Raw genomic sequence first — 20,205 nt, 5'->3', positions numbered from 1 at the left:
CACCGCACCCGACTCAGCGGCAGACGTGCTCCTCCGCGGCCTGCACGATCGGCTCGGCCCAGGGTTCGCCGGTCCCCTTCTCGTAGGTTGCTCCCAGAGAATCGGTCACCTCTGCGACGGCTTCCTCCTCCGTGAGTCCCTGTTGGGCACGGGTCTCGCAGAAGCCGGGGATGTAGATACCGAGCGCGAACACCTCGTTGACGGTCGTTCCGATGCCCTGCCCGTAGAGGTCGTCGAACAGTGCGGCCATTCCCGGGGTCTCGAGAAATCCGTCCCGCGCCTCCTGAACATCACGCGACACATCGCTCCCTGCGCCGGAGGACGTCAGCTCGTAGCTGCAGCCGGCGGTCAACGCCATCACGCACAGTGCAGCACTCACCGATGTCCGACCTGCTCGCGACTTCACAGGACCACCCCGGCAACCACGTAGGTCAGCGCGGCGACAGCTGCCGCCGCGGGCAGCGTGGTGACCCACGCCGCGAGCATGTTTCCCGCCGTTCCCCAACGCACGGCCGTCGTGCGCTTGGTCGCCCCGACGCCCATGATCGCCGACGAAATGACATGCGTCGTCGATACCGGTGCTCCCAGTCCGATCGAGGCAACGTAGAGAACCGCGGATGCGGTCGCCTCGGCCGCGAAGCCCTGGGGTGGGTCGAGTTCGATGATCTTGCGGCCGAGGGTGCGCATGATCCGCATTCCTCCGGTCGCTGTTCCGACCGCCAGCACCGTCGCGGTGAGGAAATAGCACCACAGAGGAATCGTGTAATCGGCCTGATGACCCGACACCACCAGTGCCAGAACCACGATGCCCATCGTCTTGGCCGCATCCTGCATACCGTGCCCGAAGGCCATGGCTGCGGCCGAGCATGTCTGAGCTCGCCGGAATCCGCGGCTGGTGGCACTGGGAGACGAGCGGCGGAACATCCACAGAATGGCCACCATCGCGGCACTTCCGAGCGCGAAACCGACTGCAGGAGAAACGATCATCGGCAGGATCACCTTGGTCGCGACGCCTCCCCACAGCACTGTCATTCCGCCTGCGAGTGCAGCTCCCACCATGCCGCCCACCAATGCGTGCGAGGACGAGGACGGCAACCCGAACCACCACGTGATCAGATTCCAGGCGATGGCACCGACCAGGGCGCACCCGACCACGAGCAATGCGTCGGATCCGACATCGAGGGCGATGATTCCCTCGCCGACCGTCGAGGCGACCTTCGCACCGAAGAAGGAGCCGAGCAGGTTTCCCACCGCGGCCATGAGCAGAGCCGAACGCAGTGTGAGTGCACGCGTGGACACCGACGTCGCGATGGCATTGGCCGAATCGTGAAAGCCGTTGGTGAAGGTGAACGCCATCGCCAGAGTGATGACAAGAACGAGTGCTACCACCGCGCACTCACGTCTCTTTCAACACGATGGATTCGATGACGTGCGCGACTTTCTCGAAAGCGTCTGCGGCATCTTCGAGTTCGTCGCCCACTCCCTTGAGTTTCATCACGGTCAACGCGTCGAAACGGCCATCGAACAGATCCGCCAGGAATGTCCGATAGGCATGGTCGGCCCGGTTCTCGAGCTCGTTGATCTCGATCCAGTAGCGCTCGAGATCCTTCATCGACGCCAGCCTCGGCATGGCTTCCGCAGTGACTTTCGCCGACCGGTCGAGGATGTCGATCATGTCGTGCATGTGCGGGGTGAGTCGGTCGATCCGGTAGAGCGAGAGCAGATGAGTCGCCGCTTCCATGTGGTCCATCACGTCGTCGAGACTCGAACCCAGGACGTAGATGTCGGTGCGATCGAACGGGGTGATGAAACTCGAATTCAGGGTGCGGAACAGGTCGTGAGTGATGCTGTCTGCTTCGTGCTCGAGATCGACCATGCGACGCGCCACAGCATCGATCTCCGGTGCGGATTCGAGCAGTTCGGTCAACGTCTTGGCTCCGGCGGCCAGCAGTTGAGCCGAGGAGTTGAACAGGTCGTAGAACAGAACGGACTTGGGCTTGAAGCGTGCGAACATCGTGCGGCTCCTAGGGGTGAGTCGGCTACCGGCGAGCGCCGGCGTATGGCTCGAGTAGATCCGACGGCACGCGATGATCGGCATCGGCGGGAAGCACGAGTTCGGGTGCACCGGCGCGTGATCGGGGTGCCATTCCGAATGCCTCGATGGACTGGCAGTACTTCGAGACGCGAATGACGGACATGTTCATGCGAGCCGTCATATCGGTCACCCAGTACGGAACCCGCTCGTTGGCCTTGATCTCCAGGATGGCCAGCTTGGGCGGAATGATGAACCGATTCTCGGCACCGGAGTCGAAGCGGAAGTCGCGGTCGCGTCCGTGCACCTTGTGATCGATGGTTACCCGAAGCCCCAGATCGGCCTCGCGTCCGACGTACGCCTCGCGTAGATAGCCGGTCGTCACCATCGGACGCAGGTCGAGATTGGCGATCAACGTACTGACCTCGTTGACGAACGGGCGTTGACTCGGATCGCAGTCGATCTCCTCACGTCCGTTCAACCACCGCTGAGAAACGTCGTAGGGCAACGAGATTCGACGCTTCTGCGTGACCCTGTTGACGCGCTGCTTGATCTCGATCTGCACCGGTGTGTCGTCCGTGCACTCCGACGGCGCCCCGTACAGGCGCACCCGCACCTTGCGTCGGAACTTCAGGCCCTCGATCTTCTCCCAGTAGAACCGCAGGTCGGTGGTGTCGTAGTACAGCGAGGTGACCGGGTAACCGCCCTTCGGCGAGAACGGATCGGTGTCCATCCGCGCCGTCAGCTCTTCACGGACCTGCGCGACGTCTGCCTCGGCGACGAAGTACTTGATCTCGTACCGGTTGAACGAGTGCAGCTTGCTTGCGGTCTGCTGGTAACCGGTGGGCTCGGTGGTCAGGTCTTCCGGCGACGCACCCTGCTTCTCCAGTGCGGCCTTGGGTCGAAATTTGTCGAACAGACTCATGCGGATTCCTTCTTCCTACGAATGGTGGAACGGAGCGAGCACTACGGCGGGCAAGTCGGCAGCTCCGTCGGCCTCGGACGCGAGCAGCAGTTCACCCGCGTCGGTGAAGGCGACGGCCTCGCCCTGTGGTTGATCGGGGCCCTCGACAACACCGGTGGGAGCGCCCGAGAATGCCGCGGCCACATCGCCGTCGGCGATATCGAAGACGAACAGATCCTTCTTCGTTCGCAGTGCCCCCACGGTGGCGTCGGCATCGACGGCCGCCCCGGTGATCGGCCTGCTCGATCCGTCCGGTGCCGTCGCCGACACCGTTCCATTGCGAGCAAGATCGATCAATTGCGGAGAGGCGGTGACGGATTCGGCGCTGCTGTATATCGTGGCGGACGCACCGCCGGAGACCTTGGTGATCAACACCGGTTGCCCGCTGGGCGTCAGAGCGAACGCCTCGACGTCGTGTGCGCCGTCCGGGTAGCGCAGGGAGACGGAGGTCCGCCGATCGGACCGAACATCGACGCCGATCAGCGTGACGCTGTCGCGGTCGCTGTCGTTGTCACCGGTGTCGGCGAGCCACACGATCCCCGCACGATCGACGGCCATGTCCTCGACGTCGACCGTCTCGACTCCGACCTCGACCCACCTCGTGACCTCGCAGGCACGGTCGAGCACCGCCAGCCGGTCGTCGCTGCCGCGGTCTCCTATCGCGTATCCGGTATCGCCCGTCCACGCCAGGCCCGAGAGCTCGGACAGTCCCGGATCGGTCGGAGTACACCAGGTCTCGAATGCTGCCGTCGACTCCGGTTGGGTCACCCCGCACGACGCGAGAACCGAGACACCGATCCCACATGCGGCGACAGTCCGACCCACGCGTCGATTCCTGTTGTTCACCCACGCGTCGCCTGACCGCCACGCGAACGAGCGGCGATCGTCACCACCCGGGAGCAACATCGGCTCATGAACGGTCGAACCTCTGTTCCGGAGTTGCTGGTGGCCACGGGTACGGCGCGCACGCTCGCGCAGGCCGCCTCCTTCGTGATGGAGGGCATGGTCCTGCTCAACGGACTGCCGCTGCGCGACCCCCGCCGCGAGGTTTCCCCGGCGGACACCCTGACCCTGCGCTGACCGCCGGGACATCACGACGATCCCGTGACAACAGGATCGTCGGCGAGTGCGTCGATTCGGATCTGCAGCCGTGACTTCAATTCCGCAGCATCCGCATCGATGTCCTCCTGGGAGAGACCGGCCGACGTGGGAACGGACGCGGCGACCTCGTCGACGATGTCGAGCACCCGGCCACTGGCCCACAACTTGTCGTAGATCGTGCGGAACGCAGTGTCGTACTCGTCGGTGAACTCCGTCGAGTCCAAGAACATGTCCTTGAGCGAATTACCCAGCATCGGGCCACCTTCGGGCATGCCCCCGCCTTCCGGGAGCTCCATTCCCTCCGGTGGGGTGAAGCCCTCGGGCAGCTGCGGCATGCCACCGCCTGCCCCTCCGCCACCGGGAATCATCGAGACTTCGTCGTGGGCCCCGGCGGTGGAATCGGAATTCAGAGCCAGATTGAGATCCCACGACACGACGGAGAACTTCTTCGTGTCCAGGTCGTAGTAGAGGTAGAAGTTCTTTCCCGGTCCGCCCATGTCGTCGCCGTTGCCCAGCAAGTTCTGCAGTGCAAGATAATTCGCCAGCGAGTCGACGTCGACGTAGTCGGCCAGATGCGCATCGAACTCGGCCTGGTCTGCACCGTCGAGCCACTTCAACAGCGTGATGATCGGTTGCAGGTCCGCTGTCCCGCGGGCATTGATCTGGGTGAACTGCTCTGCATAGGTGGTCTGATCGTCACCCTGATACGTGAAGCTCGCATTCGCTCCGGTCTTGTACAACACCCCGTCGCCGTCCTCCAGAGAATTGGCGTAGTCGTCATCGGGAGCGACGACCACCAGTCGCGTCGTCTCGGCCGAGTCGTTCACCGAGTACGTGGTGTAGGTGAAGTCCTGGGTCGGCTGGCCCGAAGCGTCGGTGATCGCAAGAGAGACCGACTCGTTCAACGCCGGAGCGTACGGCCGCAGCGAGAGCGTGGTGTGACCCTGATACGCCCGCCCCTCGGAGTACTCGGCGAAGTCGATCAGAAACGGAAGATCCTCGGGCGCATCGAAACTGAGCGGTTCACCGAGCACACCCAACCCGACTCCCCCGGGCATTCCCCCGCCCTCGGGCATGGCTGCACCCTCCGCAGGCACGGCTGCACCCTCCGGCATCGCCGCATCCTCAGGCATTGCTGCACCCTCAGGCATCGCCGCACCCTCGGGCATGGCCGCGCCGTCCGGCATGGCTGCGCCCTCAGGCATGGCTGCGGCGTTCGCTGGGGGTGCTGCGCCGTCCGCGCCGGCGTTGCCACCACCGCGTCCCGGCATCGTGCCGTCATCGTTGCTCAGCGAACTCAGCGTCGAGTTGCCCTTCAGTCGAATACCGACGTCCGAGATCAGAGTCCCGTCGATGGTGATGTCGGCGGGTACCGATTCCTTGACACCCTCGTTCTGGAACGAGTCCTTCAGGGTCTGGTAGTCACCGGCATCGATGTCGAGCGAAATCGAATGCGACACAGTGGGATCGAAGAGGTCGACCGTGCCCTGGACGTTCTCGGTGATCTCCGACGCGATGACGGTTGCATCGCCGGTGATGTACGGGCGGATCCGGGTCGACCCGAACACGGTCGCCATCACCACGACGAACACCAGGAGCGTGGCAGCGATCTTCCAGTGCTGCCGCACCGTCCGAGGAATTCGATGGATCAACCTCCTTCGCAGGGTCGTCGGAGCGGAGGGAAAGTTCGTGTTCGGGTCGGCCACGATCAGATATCCGTCTGGTCGTATCCGGTGAGTACCGAAACCCGTTGTCCGGTATTGACCTCACTGAGGGCAGCGATCAACTCACCGGGCTTCTTGCCGGACCGCAGTTGTGCGGTGAAATACAGCTCGGTCAGTGCGCCCGATCTCACCGATTCGGTACTGACCAGCTCGAACTCCTTGCAGTGCTTGATCAGTACGTCTTCGACCAGATCGGTGTAATCGGCGTCGGGTGGCACCTGAACCTTGACGACCTGACGCTGCACATCGAGCTTGAACCAGTCGAACTTGCTCATCACCACCATCACCAGGCAGATCGCGAACGTTGCCGCGATCGCCAACACGTAGAAGCGAGTTCCCGTGGCCATGCCGATCGCCATCACGAGGAAGATGAAGCCGACGTCGCGAGTTTCCTTGATGGCGTTGCGGAATCGGACGACGGACAACGCACCGACGAGGGCGAACGCCCGCGCCACGTTCGATCCGACGACCAGCATGATCAGGCTGATGACCATGCCCACCGTGACGAGAGTTTGTACGTAGGACTGGCTGTACGAGACGTTCTTGTGGGTGAGTCGATAGACCCAGCCGATGATGGCCGACAGGACGAACGACAGTGTCAGAGACACCACGATGTCGAACGTCGAGAACGTTCCGCTCAGGTCTTGAATGTTGAAATTCATCGCATTCCGATCGAGTTGTATCGAATTTCGCACTGGCTACCGGGGGTGGTTCGGCCCGCGCGCCGGCGTAATCCTCGCTTTTTACCGTTTGTTCGGATGCCGTTAACCATAGAGACATTCGGTCCGGAAATTCCATACAGGAAGCTGGCAGTTTCCTGCCAATTCAGCCGCAAGAAGCCTGGCAGCACACAGTCGATCCACGACGAATACCCGACATCCACTTCGGATGTCGGGAAGGGTCATCGTTTCTTATCATGTTGCAGTGCAACAGTTTCGATTGTTCGCTTCAGGCAACGTAACTCCGACCGAACAGGCTCGCGATCAGCGAGCCTCCGAGCGTAGGGCCGGCAGAATGACCTCGTCGATGATTCGGGTTCGGTATTCCGAATCCAAAGGCTTGGCATCGGTCAATGGCCCCGTCATGATCGCGCTGAAAACCATGTATTGCAGAAAATCGGCAGCGGGCGGTCTGGTCGACAATTCCCCCCGCTCCACCGCACGCATGACGACCGACTCGAGGAATCGAGCCTCGGGTTCGAGGAACGTTCTCCGCACCGCTGCCGCCAACTGTTCGTCGACCATCACCGCATGGTGGATCGCCGCGGCGAAACGTTGATCGTGCTCCGCCCCCTCGGACACCCGGTGCATCAGCTCGAGCAGATCTCCACGAAGGTCGCCGGTATCGATTCCGACGAACGGCGGGGGGCCCACCGATTCGATGGCAGCGACCACCAGCTCGGCCTTGCTCGACCACCTCCGATAGAGGGTGGCTTTGCTGCACTGCGCTCGTTCGGCAACCAGGTCCATCGACAGCGAGTCGTAACCGACCTCCCCGAGGCAGAGCAGCGCAGCGTCGAGAAACTCGCCCTCGCGCTCCACACTCACCCTCGACCGACGTGGGGCGTCGCCGTTCATCCGTGCCCCCATATCGAATCGAAACAGTTTCGTACCGATAACCGATGGTAGCGCTGAGGCATACTTCTGTCACGGGACGCGAGTGCAGGTGACCTACATCACGTCAGTGTGACATTGTTGAAGCCGTCGGATCGGCGTGAACGGCTGGAGAAAATCGTGACGGCCTGGTGGCGGTGGTACGCAGCGCTCGGCGCAGTCGGCTGCGTCGTCTACTTCCTCGTCCCCACGATCGTCTGGGCTCAGTCGGTCTTCGTACTCGTCGGAGCGTCCGCCGTCGCTGCCACCGTGATCGGTACCAGGATGCACCGGCCCGCCAACCGCAGAGCCTGGCTGGCCATCGCCACCGGAACCGCACTGTGGGTGCTCGGCGACATCGTGTTCGAGTGGATCCACGTCACTCGCGGAAGCGTGCCGTATCCCTCGATCGCCGATGCGCTGTACCTCGTCGGCTATCCGATCTACGGTTTCGGCCTGTTTCTGCTGGCCCGCCACAAGTGGCGGGCCAGTGAGCGTGGGCATGTCGCCAACAGTGCCATCATCATGGTGGCCTTCGGACTGCTCACCTGGGTCTTCGCCGTCCAGCCGACGCTCGGCGCGGAAGGAATCTCCGGATTGGGCGGACTCGTCGACGTCGCGTACCCCGCGATGGACATCTTCCTGCTCGGACTGCTGGCCCACTTCGTCGGATCACGACAATGGCGAGCCCTGTCCTACCGACTGCTCACCTGCGCCGTGTCGTTGCTCGTCGTCACCGACACCGTCAACAACTTCGCGATCATGCCCGCGTCCTCGTCCCAGCGGTCGCTGTTCGACGTCGGATGGACCCTGTCCTACGTCCTGATCGGCGTCGCCGCCCTGCACCCGTCGATGCGCCGCATCACCAACCCGAACATCGAATCCGACGCCCATCTGATGGCGTCGTTCACCACCCCCACTGTCGTCGTGCTCACCGCGGCCACATTGACCGCACCGATCGTCATGTTCATCGAAGTCGTTCGCGACGAACCGATCGAGCAGTGGGGTTGGGCAGTTCTGCTCTGCGCCGGAGCGTTGGTGATCCTGGTGGTGTTTCGCATCACCGATCTGTTGCGGTTGCTGCACACTCAAACGGTGCAGTTGCGTGCAGTCGCCGACACCGATCACCTCACCGGGTTGGCCAATTTACGCGCCCTGGAACATCAGGTCTGGAGCAATGCCGGCGGATCGACATTGCTGACCGTCGATATCGATCGTTTCAAAGAGATCAACGACACGTTCGGGCGCGGCCTGGGCGACCGGGTTCTCGTGGTGGTCGCCGACCGCCTACGAAGTATCGTCGACGACTCGATTCTGTTGGCACGCTTGGCCGGTGACGAGTTCGCGCTGTGCGGGCCGGCGGAATCGATGGACCCGGCCGCGTTGGCCGAGAAGATTCAACAGCAATTCGCCACGCCTTTCGAGGTGGAGAACATGACTCTGCTGATCGAAGCGAGCGTCGGTGTCGCGTCGAACTCTCCGGCTACCGAGGGCGACGAGGAGACCACACCGGATCGCCTCGTACAGCGCGCCGACCTCGCCGTCCAGACGGCGAAAGCCGCTCAGTCGCGCGTTGCGTACTACGACCGATCGATGGACCGGGACAAGAGCGAGCAACTCATCATGCTCGGCGAGCTCACCACAGCACTCGAATCGGACCAGCTGCGGCTGCACTACCAGCCTCAGGTCGACCTCAGGACGATGAGCGTCGTCGGCGTGGAAGCACTGCTGCGGTGGCATCACCCGAACGGTAACGTCCTGTCCCCCAGCGCATTTCTGCCCACCGCCGAACGTACCGGACTGATCCGGCCGCTGACGAACTACGTTCTCACGCACGCCCTCGCCCAACGCAGGCAATGGCTGGCCGACGGTCTCGACCTGAGCATCGCTGTCAACATCTCGACTCGAAATCTGTTCGACGACACCTTGATCGAGCAGGTGTGCACGGCGCTGACCGAATTCGACTGCCCTCCGTGGCGATTGACGGTGGAAGTGACCGAGACCTCGGCGATGACCGACCCGGTGGGCGCGACGGAGAAGCTGTCGATTCTGCACGCGATGGGTGTGCAGGTCGCCATCGACGACTACGGCACGGGCTACAGCTCACTCGCCTACATCGAGCGGTTGCCGGTCCAGGAGTTGAAGATCGATCGCGCCTTCATCGCCGGCATGGCCCACAATCCCGCACACGCCGCCATCGTGCGCTCGACCGTCGAACTGGCCCGTACTCTGGGATTGTCGGTGACGGCCGAGGGCGTGGAGGACGAGATGACGATGACGGCGTTGCGTGAGCTCCGGTGCGGTCGGGCACAAGGTTTCCACCTCGGCCGGCCCACCTCGGCAGATCGACTGCCCGCCCTCGTCGCCGAGCTCGACGAACGTCTGAGAAGTGTTACAGGAGAACGGATATCATGACCGAGGCAGCCCTGTCGGTGTATGCAGCCATTCGATCTCGCCGCGACGTTCGCGCCGAGTTCGACGGAACCGTCGTCGACGACGAGACGCTGCGCCGCATCCTCGGTGCCGCGCATCAGGCCCCGAGCGTCGGCAACACCCAACCCTGGGACTTCGTGATCGTCCGCAAGCCCGATACCCTGAGCGCCTTCGCCGCCCACGTGGCCGGCTGCCGACAGGACTTCGCGGACAAGCTCGATGCCGAACGCCGAAAGACGTTCGACCCCATCCGTATCGAGGGAATCGAGACGAGCGGAACCGGGGTGGTGGTCACCTACGATCCGGGCCGTGGAGGTCGGCACGTCCTCGGCCGCGACACCGTCGACGACACCGGATTGTTCTCCGCCGTACTGGCCATCGAAAATCTCTGGCTCGCAGCGATAGCCGAGAACGTCGGCGTCGGCTGGGTCTCCTTCTACGACGAGGCTTATCTCACCGAACTGCTCGACATCCCCGCACCGGTTCGCCCCATCGCGTGGCTGTGTGTGGGTCCGGTCGAATCGTTCCAGGAGGTTCCCGATCTGGAGCGCTTCGGGTGGCGCACCCGTCGTCCTCTGGACGACGCCCTGCACTTCGAGCAGTACCGCCGATGATGCGGGCACGCCTGGTGACGGTTGCGGCCGCGCTCCTGTTGGTGACCGGCTGCTCTGCCGACACTGTCGACGAAACCAATCCTCCCGCAACGACTCCGGCGGCCGAGCCGGCACAGGCCCCGGACTCGGCCGACCCGATCGGAACCGTCGTCGCCCTTCCCGGTGCTCCCGAGGGTGTCGTGGTCGGCTCGTCCGGCATCGCAGCTGCCGGGGTACGTGAACCCGACGGCGTGGTGCTGTTCGATGCGGCCACCGGTGTCGTGCGCCAGATGGTCGCGACGACGGGTGCACCGCGCCATCTCTCGCTCGCAGGTCCCGACGGCCCGGTGTTGGTTCCGCTCGAAGGCAGTGACGAACTGCTCGAGATCTCACTCGACGACGGCGCGATCCTGTCGACCGCCACGGGGGTGGGCCGTCAACCACACGACGCCGTGCAGACCTCCGACGGCACCATCGTGGCCACCAACGAAATGGGTGGCGGAGTGATCTTCCTCCGCGACGGGTCGGTGGTGTCGGAGCTTCCGCCCGGGCCCGTCCAACCCGGTGGAGTCGCCGCTCTCGGTCCCTACGCTGCCGTCGCGGACGTGCAGGGCAACGGTGTGTGGGTCTACGACGGTGCGACGCGCCAGGAGGTGGCGCAGGCTCCGATCGGGGTCAAGCTCACGCACGCGGTGACGGTGAATCAGACGGTGGCCGGGTTCGCCGACACCGACGGCGGCACGGTCCTTCTCGCCTCGGTCGACACCGCCGGAGGCATTCGCCAGATCGCGTCGATCGATGCGCCCGGCAACCCGTACGGGCTCGCCGTCGATCCCGAACGCCGGCTGCTGTTCGTGACGCTGACAGCGTCGAATCTCCTGCGGGTGGTCGACGTGTCCGATCCAGCCGCTCCTCGGACTCTGGGCGACGTTCCGACGGTGACGCAGGCCAATTCCGTCGCCGTCGATCCGCGCACCGGGGACGTGCTGGTGACCGGTAGCGACCCCGGTGCGGCGAGTTCGATTCAGATCATCACCCGCGCAGAGTTGCCCGTCGGTTAGCCCTCACCACCCGTAGGAGCCGGGGATTCCCTTGAACGGCCCGACGACATCGTCGGTGATCCAGCCCTCGTAGAACCCGCCTTCCTGTGGTCGCACGGCCTCACCGTCGATCTCGCATTCGACGCGGCTCGGCGAGAAGGCCAGGTAGCCGGCGATGTCGACGAACCGTGGCGTCGGGTTCTCGTAACTCCACGCCGCCGCCGGTGCCACGGCGTCGCCTCCGTGCACATCCCAGTACGTGGCCGCACCCTTCCACTCGCAGTGCGTCGAGCGGGCGTCCGAGGGCGTCAGCGCACCCGGGACCACGTCCGAAGGTGAGATGTACCAGGTCGGTGGGTGGCTCGTCTCGAGCACTCGGTACGCGGCGGTGGTGCGGGCGATCACCTGACCGCCGAGACGGACGACCAGCGATCGGTTGGAGGACTCGAGCCGCGGTGGGCGGGGGTAATCCCACACCGACTCCTGGCCCGGCTTCGGCTTCTCGGGAACGACGGATCTCGGCAAGTTCTGACTCATCCTTCGATGGTGCCACCGGATGTCACGGAGCGTCGACGGGATAGAGATCGTCCACCCGTTCTTCGTCGAGAATCCATCGATCCACCTCGTCGAGCGGCTCGACCGTGCGCATCGAGGTGACGGGAGATTCGGGCACGGATTGCTCGACGCGGACCGGCTGGATGTGCTCCGGCTCGGTTTGGACCGGCTCGACGCGCTTCGTCGGTGCGGGTGCCGGCGTCTCGGGGGTGGTGAGTTCGGGCGCAGGCATCGCCGGTTCGGCTCTCGGTGCGAAGGCCACCTCGTCCACGACGGGTTGTTCGTCGGCGATGCCTGCGGTCTTCGGCAGTTCCGCCGGTACCCGAACGAGGATGCCGAGTCCGTGGGTCGCGGCCAACAGGCTCACCGGGGCGACGGTCGCAATGGCCGCCGACAGGGCCGGATGCAGCGTGCCGGCGTCGGAGATGAAGGCGTGCATGGCATTTGCGCCGATACTGACCAGAGCGGCCGTGATCAGCACGCCCCAGAAGAAGCGTCGACCACTGCGTTGATCCTCGAATTGGGCGAGCGCGATGACGGAGATGGTGGCCTGCAGGATGGTGCCGTCGACGATCACCGGCCACAGCCAGGACAGTGAGCGTGGAACGCCTGCCATCGTGGCGAGATCCCACAGTGCGGCGAAACTCAGCACGAACGACGCGATTCCGATGACGGTGGTGATGACGACCGCACTGACGAGCGTCGCACGCAGGACCTTGTTCATGGGTCGTCATGGAACACGAGACCACCGACAAGTTCGGTCGAGCCCGCGACGATCAGGGCTCGAAGGCACCGCGAACCAGTCCCCGCAAACGCGCGCGCGTTTGCCAGCAGCACGCGTAATTACCATGTGCGCGTTGACAATTACGACCGCGTTCGGCACATGCGCGCGCGTCTGCAGCGCACCCGTATGCCCCGGCGGGATCAAGCGGTTCGGATGGCTCCGCGGTAGAAGTCGGCGCGATCGTGCGCGGACATTCCGCCCCACACGCCGTAGGGCTCGTTGGCCTCCAGTGCGTGCTGGCGACATTGTTCGAGTACCGGGCAGCGGCCGCAGACCTGCTTCGCGGACTTCTCGCGCGAGGTGCGGGCGCGACCTCGCTCGCCTTCGGGGTGGAAGAACACGGACGAGTCCAGTCCACGACACAGACCGTCGAGTTGCCAGTCCCAGACATCGGCGTTGGGAACGGGAAGTTGGACCGGCCTGGCGGGTGCGCCTCGCACCATGAGCTGTCTCCTCACTGAAAAGTGAACAAGCTCACTATCTCGCATTCGTCGTACTTTTACAAGTTCTTTTGTCCATTCGTAGTACTTAAAAGCAAGCGCGCTTGCTTGAAACAGCCGTCGCCGACGCTCTCGGGCGGCCATCGGGGGGGCGACTGCACTGTCGACGCGTGCCTGGATGGGATATGTTGATGCCAATCGACCTATTCGGGTGCGGCAGATATCGAGACAAGGACTTGCGATGGACGTCGGCGATCAGCAGAGCCGAGAACTGGTGTTCGCGGCGCTCGCCGACCAGGTCCGCCGCGAGATCCTCGACACCTTGGCCTCGCACGGTGAATGCAGTGCCGGATTCATCAGCGAACACATCTCCTCGGTGGGGCGGACCACGGTGTCGGCGCATCTGAAAGCACTCAAGATGTCGGGAGTGGTGGTGGAACGGCGCGCTGGACGTCACCGCTACTTCTCCGTCGACCCGGCAGGCCCCGCCAACGACGCTCTACGGTTTCTCCGCGACGTTCTCGAGCGTTCACTGGTTGCGGCGCAGACATCCAGCAGTTCGCCCAGTGCCGGCGACGCTGAGGACGATGCGTCGGAAACCCGGTCTCGCCGGCGCGCGTGAGCGCAGTTCGCCCGCAACCGTCGTGAACGCGGTGGCGTGATGGCCGACCTGTCCGTCACAGCACAGATCCACGTACCCCATCCGCCCCGGGTCGCGTATCAGCAGTTTCTCGATGGCGATCTCCTCGATCTCGAGTGCACACGCATGGTGGTGGGTGCTGCGGTGTCGGTGTCGTTGCCTGTCGGCGGTGCCGCGGGTGAGCCGATCACACTGCTCGGTCACGTGGCAGCGGTGCGGAGCGGCAAATCCGTTGCAGTGGTACACCATCAACCGTGGCGAGGTCGTTTGACGCTGCGATTTCACCCGGACGGTTCCGGCACACGCCTGGTGTTGGAATCGAGCGTGAACCAGGACGGCGTGGCGTGGCTGGCGCACAAACGCGGTTACGGCCCACCCGAACCCCTACGTCCGGACCGACACCGAATCGGTCTGTTGGTGAGCAAATCCGGCTCCGCGGCCGTGTTCGCGCAGGCCACCGAAACACTGGCGCACCTGGCGGTGGACGACATCAATGCCGAAGGCGGGATACACGGACTACCCGTGGAGCTTCTGATCGGCGACGACGCCTCCGACTCGCGAGCGGGGGCTGCCGCCGCCCGCCGATTGCTTCGCAGTGGATGCCGGATCATCTTCGCATGCGTCACCTCTGCCACCTTCAACGCTGCGGCGTCGGCGTTGCAGAACACCGACGTCCTGGTGGTGCACACCGTGCTCAACGAAGGAGGGCGTCCCGATCCGGGAATAGTGCGGCTCGGTGAACGCCCGCTCGCGCAAGCACGTGCCGGCATCCCGGTACTGATGTCGGAAACTCGCTGTAGGACATGGTTCTTCGTCGGCCATCGTTACTCGTGGTCGTACGGCGCGCATTGGGCGGCGCGTCGCGTCGTCGCCGAGAACAACGGTTCGGTACTCGGGGACGCCTACCTTCCGCTGGGTACCGAAGACTTCTCCTCCACCATTGCCGCCATCGAGAATTCCGGGGCGGAACTGATCCTCTCCTCGCTGGTGGGCCACGACGAAGTCGTGTTCGAGCAACAGTGTTTTCACGCCGGCGTTCGATCCCGGACCCGCACGTTGGCCCTGGTGCTCGACGAAGCGACCCAACAGTTGATCGGATCTTCGGCATCCGATGGGGTATGGGCGGCGTTCGCGTATTTCCAGGGCACCACCGACGAGCATCGCGAGCTCGAAAAACGTTATGAGACACTGCAGCCCGGACCGAAGCCACCCATGAGTTCGCTGTCCGAGACCACGTACGAGGCCATCGTTGCGTACGGACGGACGATCGCAGCCTCGCACACCGAACTCGACCGCGAGACGCTGCGGCGTGGCCTCACCGTGCAGGCCGCCACGTCTCGCGTGGACGGCCGAACTGCAGGGCCGTCCATCGTGCTCGCCGAATCGCGGCACGGCATCTTTCGACCGCGGTGAATCGGCAACTACGCACACCGAAGGTCGATATGTCGCTACTCATTGACGTGTAGGTCCGCATCGCCTACCGTCCAGTGTGACGACCGACACACGAGGCTGCTTTCGGGTGCGCTCCGGTGAGGTGAACTCTTCGCACGTGACGACGAACAGCGTTCTGTCGCAGCACTTCACGCTGCTCCACCACCGGGTGATGTCCGCGCAACACAGATTTAACCAGTCAATATGTCGATACACATTGACGCATTGGAAGGACTGCTCTAGCGTCATCGGAACCGAGTACCGATCACGTTCCGCGGCGCTGGTTCGTTCGACGATGCACACCCCAGCACGATCTGCCGCTTCGACAGGAGACGCCATGACAGTTTCACGCCCGAGCCCAGCTGCGATCGGTTCGGCCGCAGAGCATTACGGGATGACCCTGAGTACCGCCGATCGTGAGGAATTCGCGGGTCTCGTCGACGGAGCTCTCGGGTCCTACGACGTCGTGGACGACCTGTATGCGGACATCGCACCCACCGCGCCCGACCGTGAACACCGAACTCCGTCCGCGACCGAGAATCCGCTGGGCGCCTGGTATGTCACCACTTCCATCACCTCGGCCGAGGCCGCCGACGATCGCCTCGCCGGAAGACGAGTTGCCATCAAGGACAACGTCGCGGTGGCAGGAGTGCCGATGATGAACGGCTCTCGCACCCTCGAGGGTTTCGTGCCGACGCGGGACGCCACCGTCGTCACGCGTCTGCTGGCCGCGGGAGCCGAGATCGCAGGAAAGTCGGTGTGTGAGGATCTGTGTTTCTCGGGCTCGAGCTTCACATCCGCGTCGGGGCCGGTGCGCAACCCGTGGGATCCCAGTCGCGAAGCAGGTGGATCGTCGAGTGGCAGCGGCGCTTTGGTCGCACTCGGCGAGGTCGACATGGCCATCGGCGGTGACCAGGGCGGCTCCATCCGTATCCCCGCTTCGTTCTGTGGCGTGGTCGGACACAAGCCGACGTTCGGCCTGGTCCCCTACACGGGCGCGTTCCCGATCGAGCGGACCATCGACCATGTCGGCCCGATCGCCCGCACGGTTGCCGACGCAGCGCTGATGCTGTCGGTGATCGCAGGTACCGACGGCAACGACCCGCGCCAACCCGACGAGACTCCCGCCGTCGACTACACCCACGGCCTCGACAACGGGGTCACCGGACTTCGAATCGGCATCGTCACAGAGGGTTTCGGCCACGAGTCGTCACAACCGGAGGTCGACTCGGCGGTCCGTGCAGCTGCGCTCCGCTTCACCGAAGCAGGCGCGGAGGTCGGCGAGGTGAGTATTCCGTGGCATCGACACGCATTCCACGTCTGGAACGTCATCGCCACCGACGGAGCCGCCTACCAGATGCTCGACGGAAACGGTTACGGCCTCAATGCCGGTGGCCTGTACGACCCGGAGCAGATGGCGTACTTCTCCGAACGACGAAGGACTCACGCCGACGAATTGTCGGAAACCGTCAAACTCGTTGCGCTGTGCGGCCATCACGGAACGACCACTCTGGGATCGGCCGCATACGGCAAAGCCCGCAATCTCGTGCCGACGGCCCGTGCCGCCTACGACACCGCGCTCGAGTCCTACGACGTGCTGGTCATGCCGACGCTGCCCTACACCGCGAGCGAGTTGCCCGAGCCGGGTATCGACCGCGCCACCTACCTCACCAAGGCGCTCGGCATGGTGGTCAACGCGGCACCGCTGGACGTGACCGGCCACCCGGCACTGTCGGTTCCTGCAGGTCTGATCGACGGTCTACCGGTCGGAATGATGATCGTCGGCAAGCACTTCGACGACGCCACCGTGCTGCGCGTCGGGCACGCGTTCGAACAACTAGTGGGCGGATTTCCGACGCCCGATGCCGCGCGAGACCGCGTTGCACTCGCATAGCCCTGACACCCCCACACAACGAAGGAGAATCACGTGAACGGAGTTTTCGATCTCGGCGGTACCGACGGAATCGGTACCGTTGTCGTCCCCGAGAACGAACCGGTTTTTCGAGCGGAGTGGGAGAAGGTCGCTTTCGGCATGTTCTCCATGTGCTTCCGAGGTGGGTTCTTCGGCGTCGACCAATTTCGCTTCGGAATGGAACAGATCGATCCTGCGGTCTATCTGAAATCGCCGTACTACGAACATTGGATCCACACCGTCGAGTACCACGGCGAGCGCACCGGGAAGCTCGATCTCGACGAGCTCGACCGCAGAACCGAGTTCTTCCTGAAGAACCCCGATGCTCCCCTGCCCGAGCATGCCGATGATCCCGAACTCCTGGCCTTCATCGAAGCCGTCGTGCCCGCGGGCGCACCGGCCAAGAGGGAAAGCGACAAAGTTGCACGCTTCGCGGTCGGCGACACGGTCCGTGTGCTTCGAGGCTCACCCCGTGGACATACCCGCAAGGCTCGGTACATCCGCGGTGCAACGGGGAAAGTCGTGCTGGCACATGGCACGTTCATCTATCCCGACACGGCGGGGAACAACCTCGGTGACTGCCCCGAGCACGTCTACACAGTCCGCTTCGAGGCCGACGAACTGTGGGGCGAGGAGACCGCGGATGCCAATCAGGCCGTGTACTTCGACGTCTGGGACCCCTACATCGAACTCGTGAAAACCGAAGGAGCGCAAGCAGTATGAGCGGACTGATTCGTAGCCAGGAAGAGATCGCTGCACGCGTAAAGGCCTTGGAGTCGATGCTGATCGAGAAGGGCATCATGACCACCCAGGCCATCGACCGTCTCGTCGAGATCTACGAGAACGAGGTGGGACCGCAATTGGGGGCCAAGGTCGTCGCCAAAGCCTGGTCCGACCCGGAGTTCAAGGCCCGGCTGCTTGCCGACGCGACCGGCGCATGCGCCGAACTCGGAATCGGCGGATTGCAGGGCGAGGACATGGTGGTCGTGGAAGACACCGCCGACGTGCACAACGTGATCGTCTGCACCCTGTGTTCCTGCTACCCGTGGCCGGTGCTGGGGTTGCCACCGAACTGGTACAAGGAGCCCCAGTACCGGGCGGCGATCGTGCGCGAGCCACGCAAGGTTCTGGCGGAGAGCTTCGGCTACGCGGTGTCCGACGACGTCGAGATTCGCGTCTGGGATTCGAGCAGTGAGATGCGGTACTGGGTTCTTCCTGCGCGGCCCGCGGGCACCGACGGCTGGACCGAAGACCAGCTCGCCGAGTTGGTCAGCCGCGACAGCATGATCGGTGTCGGACCCACGGCCGAGGCCACCTCGTGACCGCGTCGGCAATTCGTTCGGATGCAACCGAATTGGGAGATGCGCGTCGTCGAGTGGAAAAGCTCGTCTGCAGCCTCCCCGAGGTTCCCGGCGGTGATACGGCGTTCACGCAACCCTGGGAGATACGCGCATTCGCGATGGCCGTCGCGGCCTACGATGCCCGCCAGTTCGAGTGGGCGGAATTCCAGCTCTCGCTGATCGAGTCGATCAAGTCGTGGGAGGAACGACACGATCCGTCCGAACAATCACCGTGGTCGTACTACGAACACTGGCTCACCGCACTGGAATCGCGCCTCGCGGGTAGCGGGTTGCTCAGCGACGCGGTTCTCGACGCACGAACCAAGGCAGTGCTCGCAACGCCACCCGATCGGGACCACCACAAGGCTCATCTCGAACCCGTGAGCATCGATCCGGCCCGAACCTGAACTCTCGAACACCATCACCGAAAGCGGTACACACCATGACCACAATGTCAGCAGCACCCGACACCGCACTGCAGAAGATCGCGGCCTCGACCGTGATGATCGCTGCAGTCCTGCTCGCTTTCGTCGTGCTCTACCTCGTCGGTTTCGATCAGGGCGCGATCTCCCGCAGTGGCATGTACATGCACGAACTGATGCACGACGGCCGCCACCTGCTGGGCCTGCCATGCCACTGACCGACACACACGGCCCGACGCTGCAGGGCACCTTCGTCCAACTACTGGTGCGAGGTCTGCTCGCCGGACTCCTCGCAGGTCTGCTCGCCGGAGCAGTCGCCTACGTCGTCGGTGAGCCGCACATCGACTCGGCCATCGCCATCGAAGAAGCAGCCGGTGCCGACGACCATCACACCGGAGCCGATCCCACCGAGGCCGCCCCTGCCGCACATTCACACGGGGACGAGGACCCGCTCGTCAGTCGCGACGGACAACGCGTCGGGCTGTTCCTCGCCACCGGACTCGCAGGCCTTGCCTTTGGCGCGATCTTCGCCTCGGCACTGCACTACGGGCGACGCTTCAGCTCCCTGCCGGGATCGGTACTGGCCCTGGTCGGGGCCGGTGCCGGATGGGTGGCCATCGAAGCGGTGCCGTTCTTCAAGTACCCGGCCAACCCGCCCGCGGTCGGCGATCCGGAGACCATCACCCAGCGCACCTGGCTGTGGTTGGCGACCGTGATTCTCGGTGTGCTGGCCGTCGCGATCGGGATCTACGTCGCCAAGGTGGTGGCATCGCAGCATTCGGTGGCGATCCGCGTCGGCGCACCGCTGCTCGCATTCCTGTTTGTGGTCGGGATCGGCTATGCGCTGTTGCCCGGTGTGAACGAGGTCGGCTCGGACTTTCCCGCCACCCTGCTCTGGGAATTCCGACTGTCGTCCCTGGCCACCCAGGCGACCCTGTGGCTGACTCTGGGATTGGCATTCGCGTTCCTCACCGACCGCGCAGTACGCCCGATCCGCCGCGAGGCCGTCGCGGCGTAGCCCGGTTCTGCGTCAATGGACCATTGCACCGCTCAGACGTCTGCAAAGCGCCATTGACGCAGTGTGGCCGGCCCGGTCGGCCGGGGTGAATGGACCATTGCACCGCTCAGACGTATGCAATGGTCCATTCACGCGGCCAGGGGTGAGCGGTCTATGGCTGGGCGGCAGTTGCCCCAGTCGGTTT

The 20,205-nt window shown here is 64.1% G+C and carries 23 protein-coding genes; 12 read left to right on the top strand and 11 right to left on the bottom strand.

Annotated elements, in window-relative coordinates; genetic code table 11:
* Window positions 1-13: 13 nt before the first annotated feature.
* The 5 genes from CH296_RS13725 to CH296_RS13705 are packed head-to-tail and all read right to left on the bottom strand — an operon-like array spanning window position 14 to window position 3,821.
* Window positions 14-379: a hypothetical protein gene (locus CH296_RS13725; protein WP_141214751.1), complete on the bottom strand. Its 366-nt coding sequence runs from the start codon at window positions 377-379 to the stop codon at window positions 14-16.
* Between the two features lie 23 nt (window positions 380-402).
* Window positions 403-1,389: an inorganic phosphate transporter gene (locus CH296_RS13720; protein WP_032397171.1), complete on the bottom strand. Its 987-nt coding sequence runs from the start codon at window positions 1,387-1,389 to the stop codon at window positions 403-405.
* Between the two features lie 7 nt (window positions 1,390-1,396).
* Entirely contained in the window at window positions 1,397-2,014 is a 618-nt protein-coding gene (locus CH296_RS13715; RefSeq protein ID WP_094646763.1) for a DUF47 domain-containing protein, read from the bottom strand.
* Between the two features lie 25 nt (window positions 2,015-2,039).
* On the bottom strand, window positions 2,040-2,957 hold the full coding sequence (locus tag CH296_RS13710; protein WP_032397173.1) for a polyphosphate polymerase domain-containing protein: 918 nt from the start codon (window positions 2,955-2,957) through the stop codon (window positions 2,040-2,042).
* 15 nt (window positions 2,958-2,972) lie between these two features.
* Window positions 2,973-3,821, bottom strand: coding sequence for a hypothetical protein (locus CH296_RS13705; protein ID WP_143546362.1), 849 nt, complete (start codon window positions 3,819-3,821; stop codon window positions 2,973-2,975).
* 87 nt (window positions 3,822-3,908) lie between these two features.
* On the opposite strand from CH296_RS13705, the gene CH296_RS28940 reads away from it, so the two are divergent.
* The gene (locus CH296_RS28940; RefSeq protein WP_155290818.1) at window positions 3,909-4,076 is read left to right on the top strand and encodes a hypothetical protein; all 168 of its coding nucleotides are present in this window, start codon (window positions 3,909-3,911) and stop codon (window positions 4,074-4,076) included.
* Between the two features lie 11 nt (window positions 4,077-4,087).
* On the opposite strand, the gene CH296_RS13700 is transcribed toward CH296_RS28940, so the two are convergent.
* From CH296_RS13700 to CH296_RS13690, 3 genes are all read right to left on the bottom strand, one after another.
* Window positions 4,088-5,803, bottom strand: coding sequence for a CotH kinase family protein (locus CH296_RS13700; protein WP_256980448.1), 1,716 nt, complete (start codon window positions 5,801-5,803; stop codon window positions 4,088-4,090).
* Between the two features lie 2 nt (window positions 5,804-5,805).
* Complete coding sequence (locus tag CH296_RS13695; protein WP_094685025.1) at window positions 5,806-6,483, bottom strand: DUF4956 domain-containing protein; 678 nt, start codon at window positions 6,481-6,483, stop codon at window positions 5,806-5,808.
* Between the two features lie 321 nt (window positions 6,484-6,804).
* Window positions 6,805-7,398: a TetR/AcrR family transcriptional regulator gene (locus CH296_RS13690; protein ID WP_094630989.1), complete on the bottom strand. Its 594-nt coding sequence runs from the start codon at window positions 7,396-7,398 to the stop codon at window positions 6,805-6,807.
* Between the two features lie 156 nt (window positions 7,399-7,554).
* On the opposite strand from CH296_RS13690, the gene CH296_RS13685 reads away from it, so the two are divergent.
* Genes CH296_RS13685 through CH296_RS13675 form a run of 3 tightly spaced genes read left to right on the top strand, consistent with a single transcriptional unit; the run spans window position 7,555 to window position 11,500 of the window.
* The gene (locus tag CH296_RS13685) at window positions 7,555-9,828 is read left to right on the top strand and encodes a bifunctional diguanylate cyclase/phosphodiesterase (RefSeq protein ID WP_094685023.1); all 2,274 of its coding nucleotides are present in this window, start codon (window positions 7,555-7,557) and stop codon (window positions 9,826-9,828) included.
* An 11-nt stretch (window positions 9,829-9,839) separates the two neighbouring features.
* Window positions 9,840-10,460: a 5,6-dimethylbenzimidazole synthase gene (bluB, locus tag CH296_RS13680; protein WP_179273151.1), complete on the top strand. Its 621-nt coding sequence runs from the start codon at window positions 9,840-9,842 to the stop codon at window positions 10,458-10,460.
* Complete coding sequence (locus tag CH296_RS13675; RefSeq protein WP_256980447.1) at window positions 10,457-11,500, top strand: hypothetical protein; 1,044 nt, start codon at window positions 10,457-10,459, stop codon at window positions 11,498-11,500. Before bluB ends, CH296_RS13675 begins: the two co-directional genes overlap by 4 nt.
* Window positions 11,501-11,503: 3 nt before the next feature.
* Here the strand turns inward: CH296_RS13675 and CH296_RS13670 are convergent, their stop codons facing one another.
* The 3 genes from CH296_RS13670 to CH296_RS13660 all read right to left on the bottom strand — a co-directional run bounded on the left by CH296_RS13670 (window position 11,504) and on the right by CH296_RS13660 (window position 13,261).
* Entirely contained in the window at window positions 11,504-12,016 is a 513-nt protein-coding gene (locus tag CH296_RS13670) for a DUF427 domain-containing protein (RefSeq protein ID WP_032397179.1), read from the bottom strand.
* A 22-nt stretch (window positions 12,017-12,038) separates the two neighbouring features.
* A complete protein-coding gene (locus CH296_RS13665) occupies window positions 12,039-12,758 on the bottom strand; it encodes a DUF2637 domain-containing protein (protein WP_094685020.1) in 720 nt (239 codons plus the stop codon).
* Window positions 12,759-12,958: 200 nt separating this feature from the next.
* On the bottom strand, window positions 12,959-13,261 hold the full coding sequence (locus tag CH296_RS13660) for a WhiB family transcriptional regulator (RefSeq protein ID WP_032397411.1): 303 nt from the start codon (window positions 13,259-13,261) through the stop codon (window positions 12,959-12,961).
* A 238-nt stretch (window positions 13,262-13,499) separates the two neighbouring features.
* On the opposite strand from CH296_RS13660, the gene CH296_RS13655 reads away from it, so the two are divergent.
* The 8 genes from CH296_RS13655 to CH296_RS13620 all read left to right on the top strand — a co-directional run bounded on the left by CH296_RS13655 (window position 13,500) and on the right by CH296_RS13620 (window position 20,021).
* Window positions 13,500-13,880 (top strand): helix-turn-helix transcriptional regulator, encoded by a 381-nt coding sequence (locus tag CH296_RS13655; RefSeq protein ID WP_094630994.1) that lies wholly within the window; start codon window positions 13,500-13,502, stop codon window positions 13,878-13,880.
* A gap of 39 nt (window positions 13,881-13,919) precedes the next feature.
* The gene (locus CH296_RS13650; protein ID WP_094685018.1) at window positions 13,920-15,311 is read left to right on the top strand and encodes an ABC transporter substrate-binding protein; all 1,392 of its coding nucleotides are present in this window, start codon (window positions 13,920-13,922) and stop codon (window positions 15,309-15,311) included.
* Window positions 15,312-15,666: 355 nt separating this feature from the next.
* On the top strand, window positions 15,667-17,223 hold the full coding sequence (locus CH296_RS13645) for an amidase (protein WP_094685016.1): 1,557 nt from the start codon (window positions 15,667-15,669) through the stop codon (window positions 17,221-17,223).
* 33 nt (window positions 17,224-17,256) lie between these two features.
* Window positions 17,257-17,964 carry a nitrile hydratase subunit beta gene (gene nthB, locus CH296_RS13640; RefSeq protein ID WP_094630997.1) on the top strand — a complete coding sequence of 236 codons (708 nt, stop codon included), beginning with the start codon at window positions 17,257-17,259 and terminating at the stop codon, window positions 17,962-17,964.
* On the top strand, window positions 17,961-18,563 hold the full coding sequence (nthA, locus tag CH296_RS13635) for a nitrile hydratase subunit alpha (protein ID WP_094659569.1): 603 nt from the start codon (window positions 17,961-17,963) through the stop codon (window positions 18,561-18,563). The genes nthB and nthA overlap by 4 nt, the downstream gene beginning before the upstream one ends.
* Complete coding sequence (locus CH296_RS13630) at window positions 18,560-18,988, top strand: nitrile hydratase accessory protein (RefSeq protein WP_254924247.1); 429 nt, start codon at window positions 18,560-18,562, stop codon at window positions 18,986-18,988. The genes nthA and CH296_RS13630 overlap by 4 nt, the downstream gene beginning before the upstream one ends.
* Before the next feature lie 95 nt (window positions 18,989-19,083).
* A complete protein-coding gene (locus CH296_RS13625; RefSeq protein ID WP_256980480.1) occupies window positions 19,084-19,221 on the top strand; it encodes a CbtB domain-containing protein in 138 nt (45 codons plus the stop codon).
* Window positions 19,212-20,021 (top strand): CbtA family protein, encoded by an 810-nt coding sequence (locus tag CH296_RS13620; protein WP_094685014.1) that lies wholly within the window; start codon window positions 19,212-19,214, stop codon window positions 20,019-20,021. Before CH296_RS13625 ends, CH296_RS13620 begins: the two co-directional genes overlap by 10 nt.
* Window positions 20,022-20,205: the final 184 nt, after the last annotated feature.

Source organism: Rhodococcus sp. 14-2496-1d (genome assembly GCF_002259365.1).
Classification (GTDB): domain Bacteria; phylum Actinomycetota; class Actinomycetes; order Mycobacteriales; family Mycobacteriaceae; genus Rhodococcoides.
The sequence above is the reverse complement of the archived record's forward strand: the minus strand, read 5'-3'. Positions and strand labels throughout refer to the sequence as shown.

Excerpts from the sequence above, each read along its gene's own strand:
- CH296_RS13715 (WP_094646763.1), bottom strand. The coding sequence starts at position 2,014 with ATGTTCGCACGCTTCAAGCCCAAGTCCGTTCTGTTCTACGACCTGTTC.
- CH296_RS13710 (WP_032397173.1), bottom strand. The coding sequence starts at position 2,957 with ATGAGTCTGTTCGACAAATTTCGACCCAAGGCCGCACTGGAGAAGCAG.
- CH296_RS28940 (WP_155290818.1), top strand. The coding sequence starts at position 3,909 with ATGAACGGTCGAACCTCTGTTCCGGAGTTGCTGGTGGCCACGGGTACG.
- CH296_RS13695 (WP_094685025.1), bottom strand. The coding sequence starts at position 6,483 with ATGAATTTCAACATTCAAGACCTGAGCGGAACGTTCTCGACGTTCGAC.
- CH296_RS13690 (WP_094630989.1), bottom strand. The coding sequence starts at position 7,398 with ATGAACGGCGACGCCCCACGTCGGTCGAGGGTGAGTGTGGAGCGCGAG.
- CH296_RS13675 (WP_256980447.1), top strand. The coding sequence starts at position 10,457 with ATGATGCGGGCACGCCTGGTGACGGTTGCGGCCGCGCTCCTGTTGGTG.
- CH296_RS13670 (WP_032397179.1), bottom strand. The coding sequence starts at position 12,016 with ATGAGTCAGAACTTGCCGAGATCCGTCGTTCCCGAGAAGCCGAAGCCG.
- CH296_RS13665 (WP_094685020.1), bottom strand. The coding sequence starts at position 12,758 with ATGAACAAGGTCCTGCGTGCGACGCTCGTCAGTGCGGTCGTCATCACC.
- CH296_RS13660 (WP_032397411.1), bottom strand. The coding sequence starts at position 13,261 with ATGGTGCGAGGCGCACCCGCCAGGCCGGTCCAACTTCCCGTTCCCAAC.
- CH296_RS13655 (WP_094630994.1), top strand. The coding sequence starts at position 13,500 with ATGGACGTCGGCGATCAGCAGAGCCGAGAACTGGTGTTCGCGGCGCTC.
- CH296_RS13650 (WP_094685018.1), top strand. The coding sequence starts at position 13,920 with ATGGCCGACCTGTCCGTCACAGCACAGATCCACGTACCCCATCCGCCC.
- CH296_RS13645 (WP_094685016.1), top strand. The coding sequence starts at position 15,667 with ATGACAGTTTCACGCCCGAGCCCAGCTGCGATCGGTTCGGCCGCAGAG.
- nthA (WP_094659569.1), top strand. The coding sequence starts at position 17,961 with ATGAGCGGACTGATTCGTAGCCAGGAAGAGATCGCTGCACGCGTAAAG.
- CH296_RS13625 (WP_256980480.1), top strand. The coding sequence starts at position 19,084 with ATGATCGCTGCAGTCCTGCTCGCTTTCGTCGTGCTCTACCTCGTCGGT.
- CH296_RS13620 (WP_094685014.1), top strand. The coding sequence starts at position 19,212 with ATGCCACTGACCGACACACACGGCCCGACGCTGCAGGGCACCTTCGTC.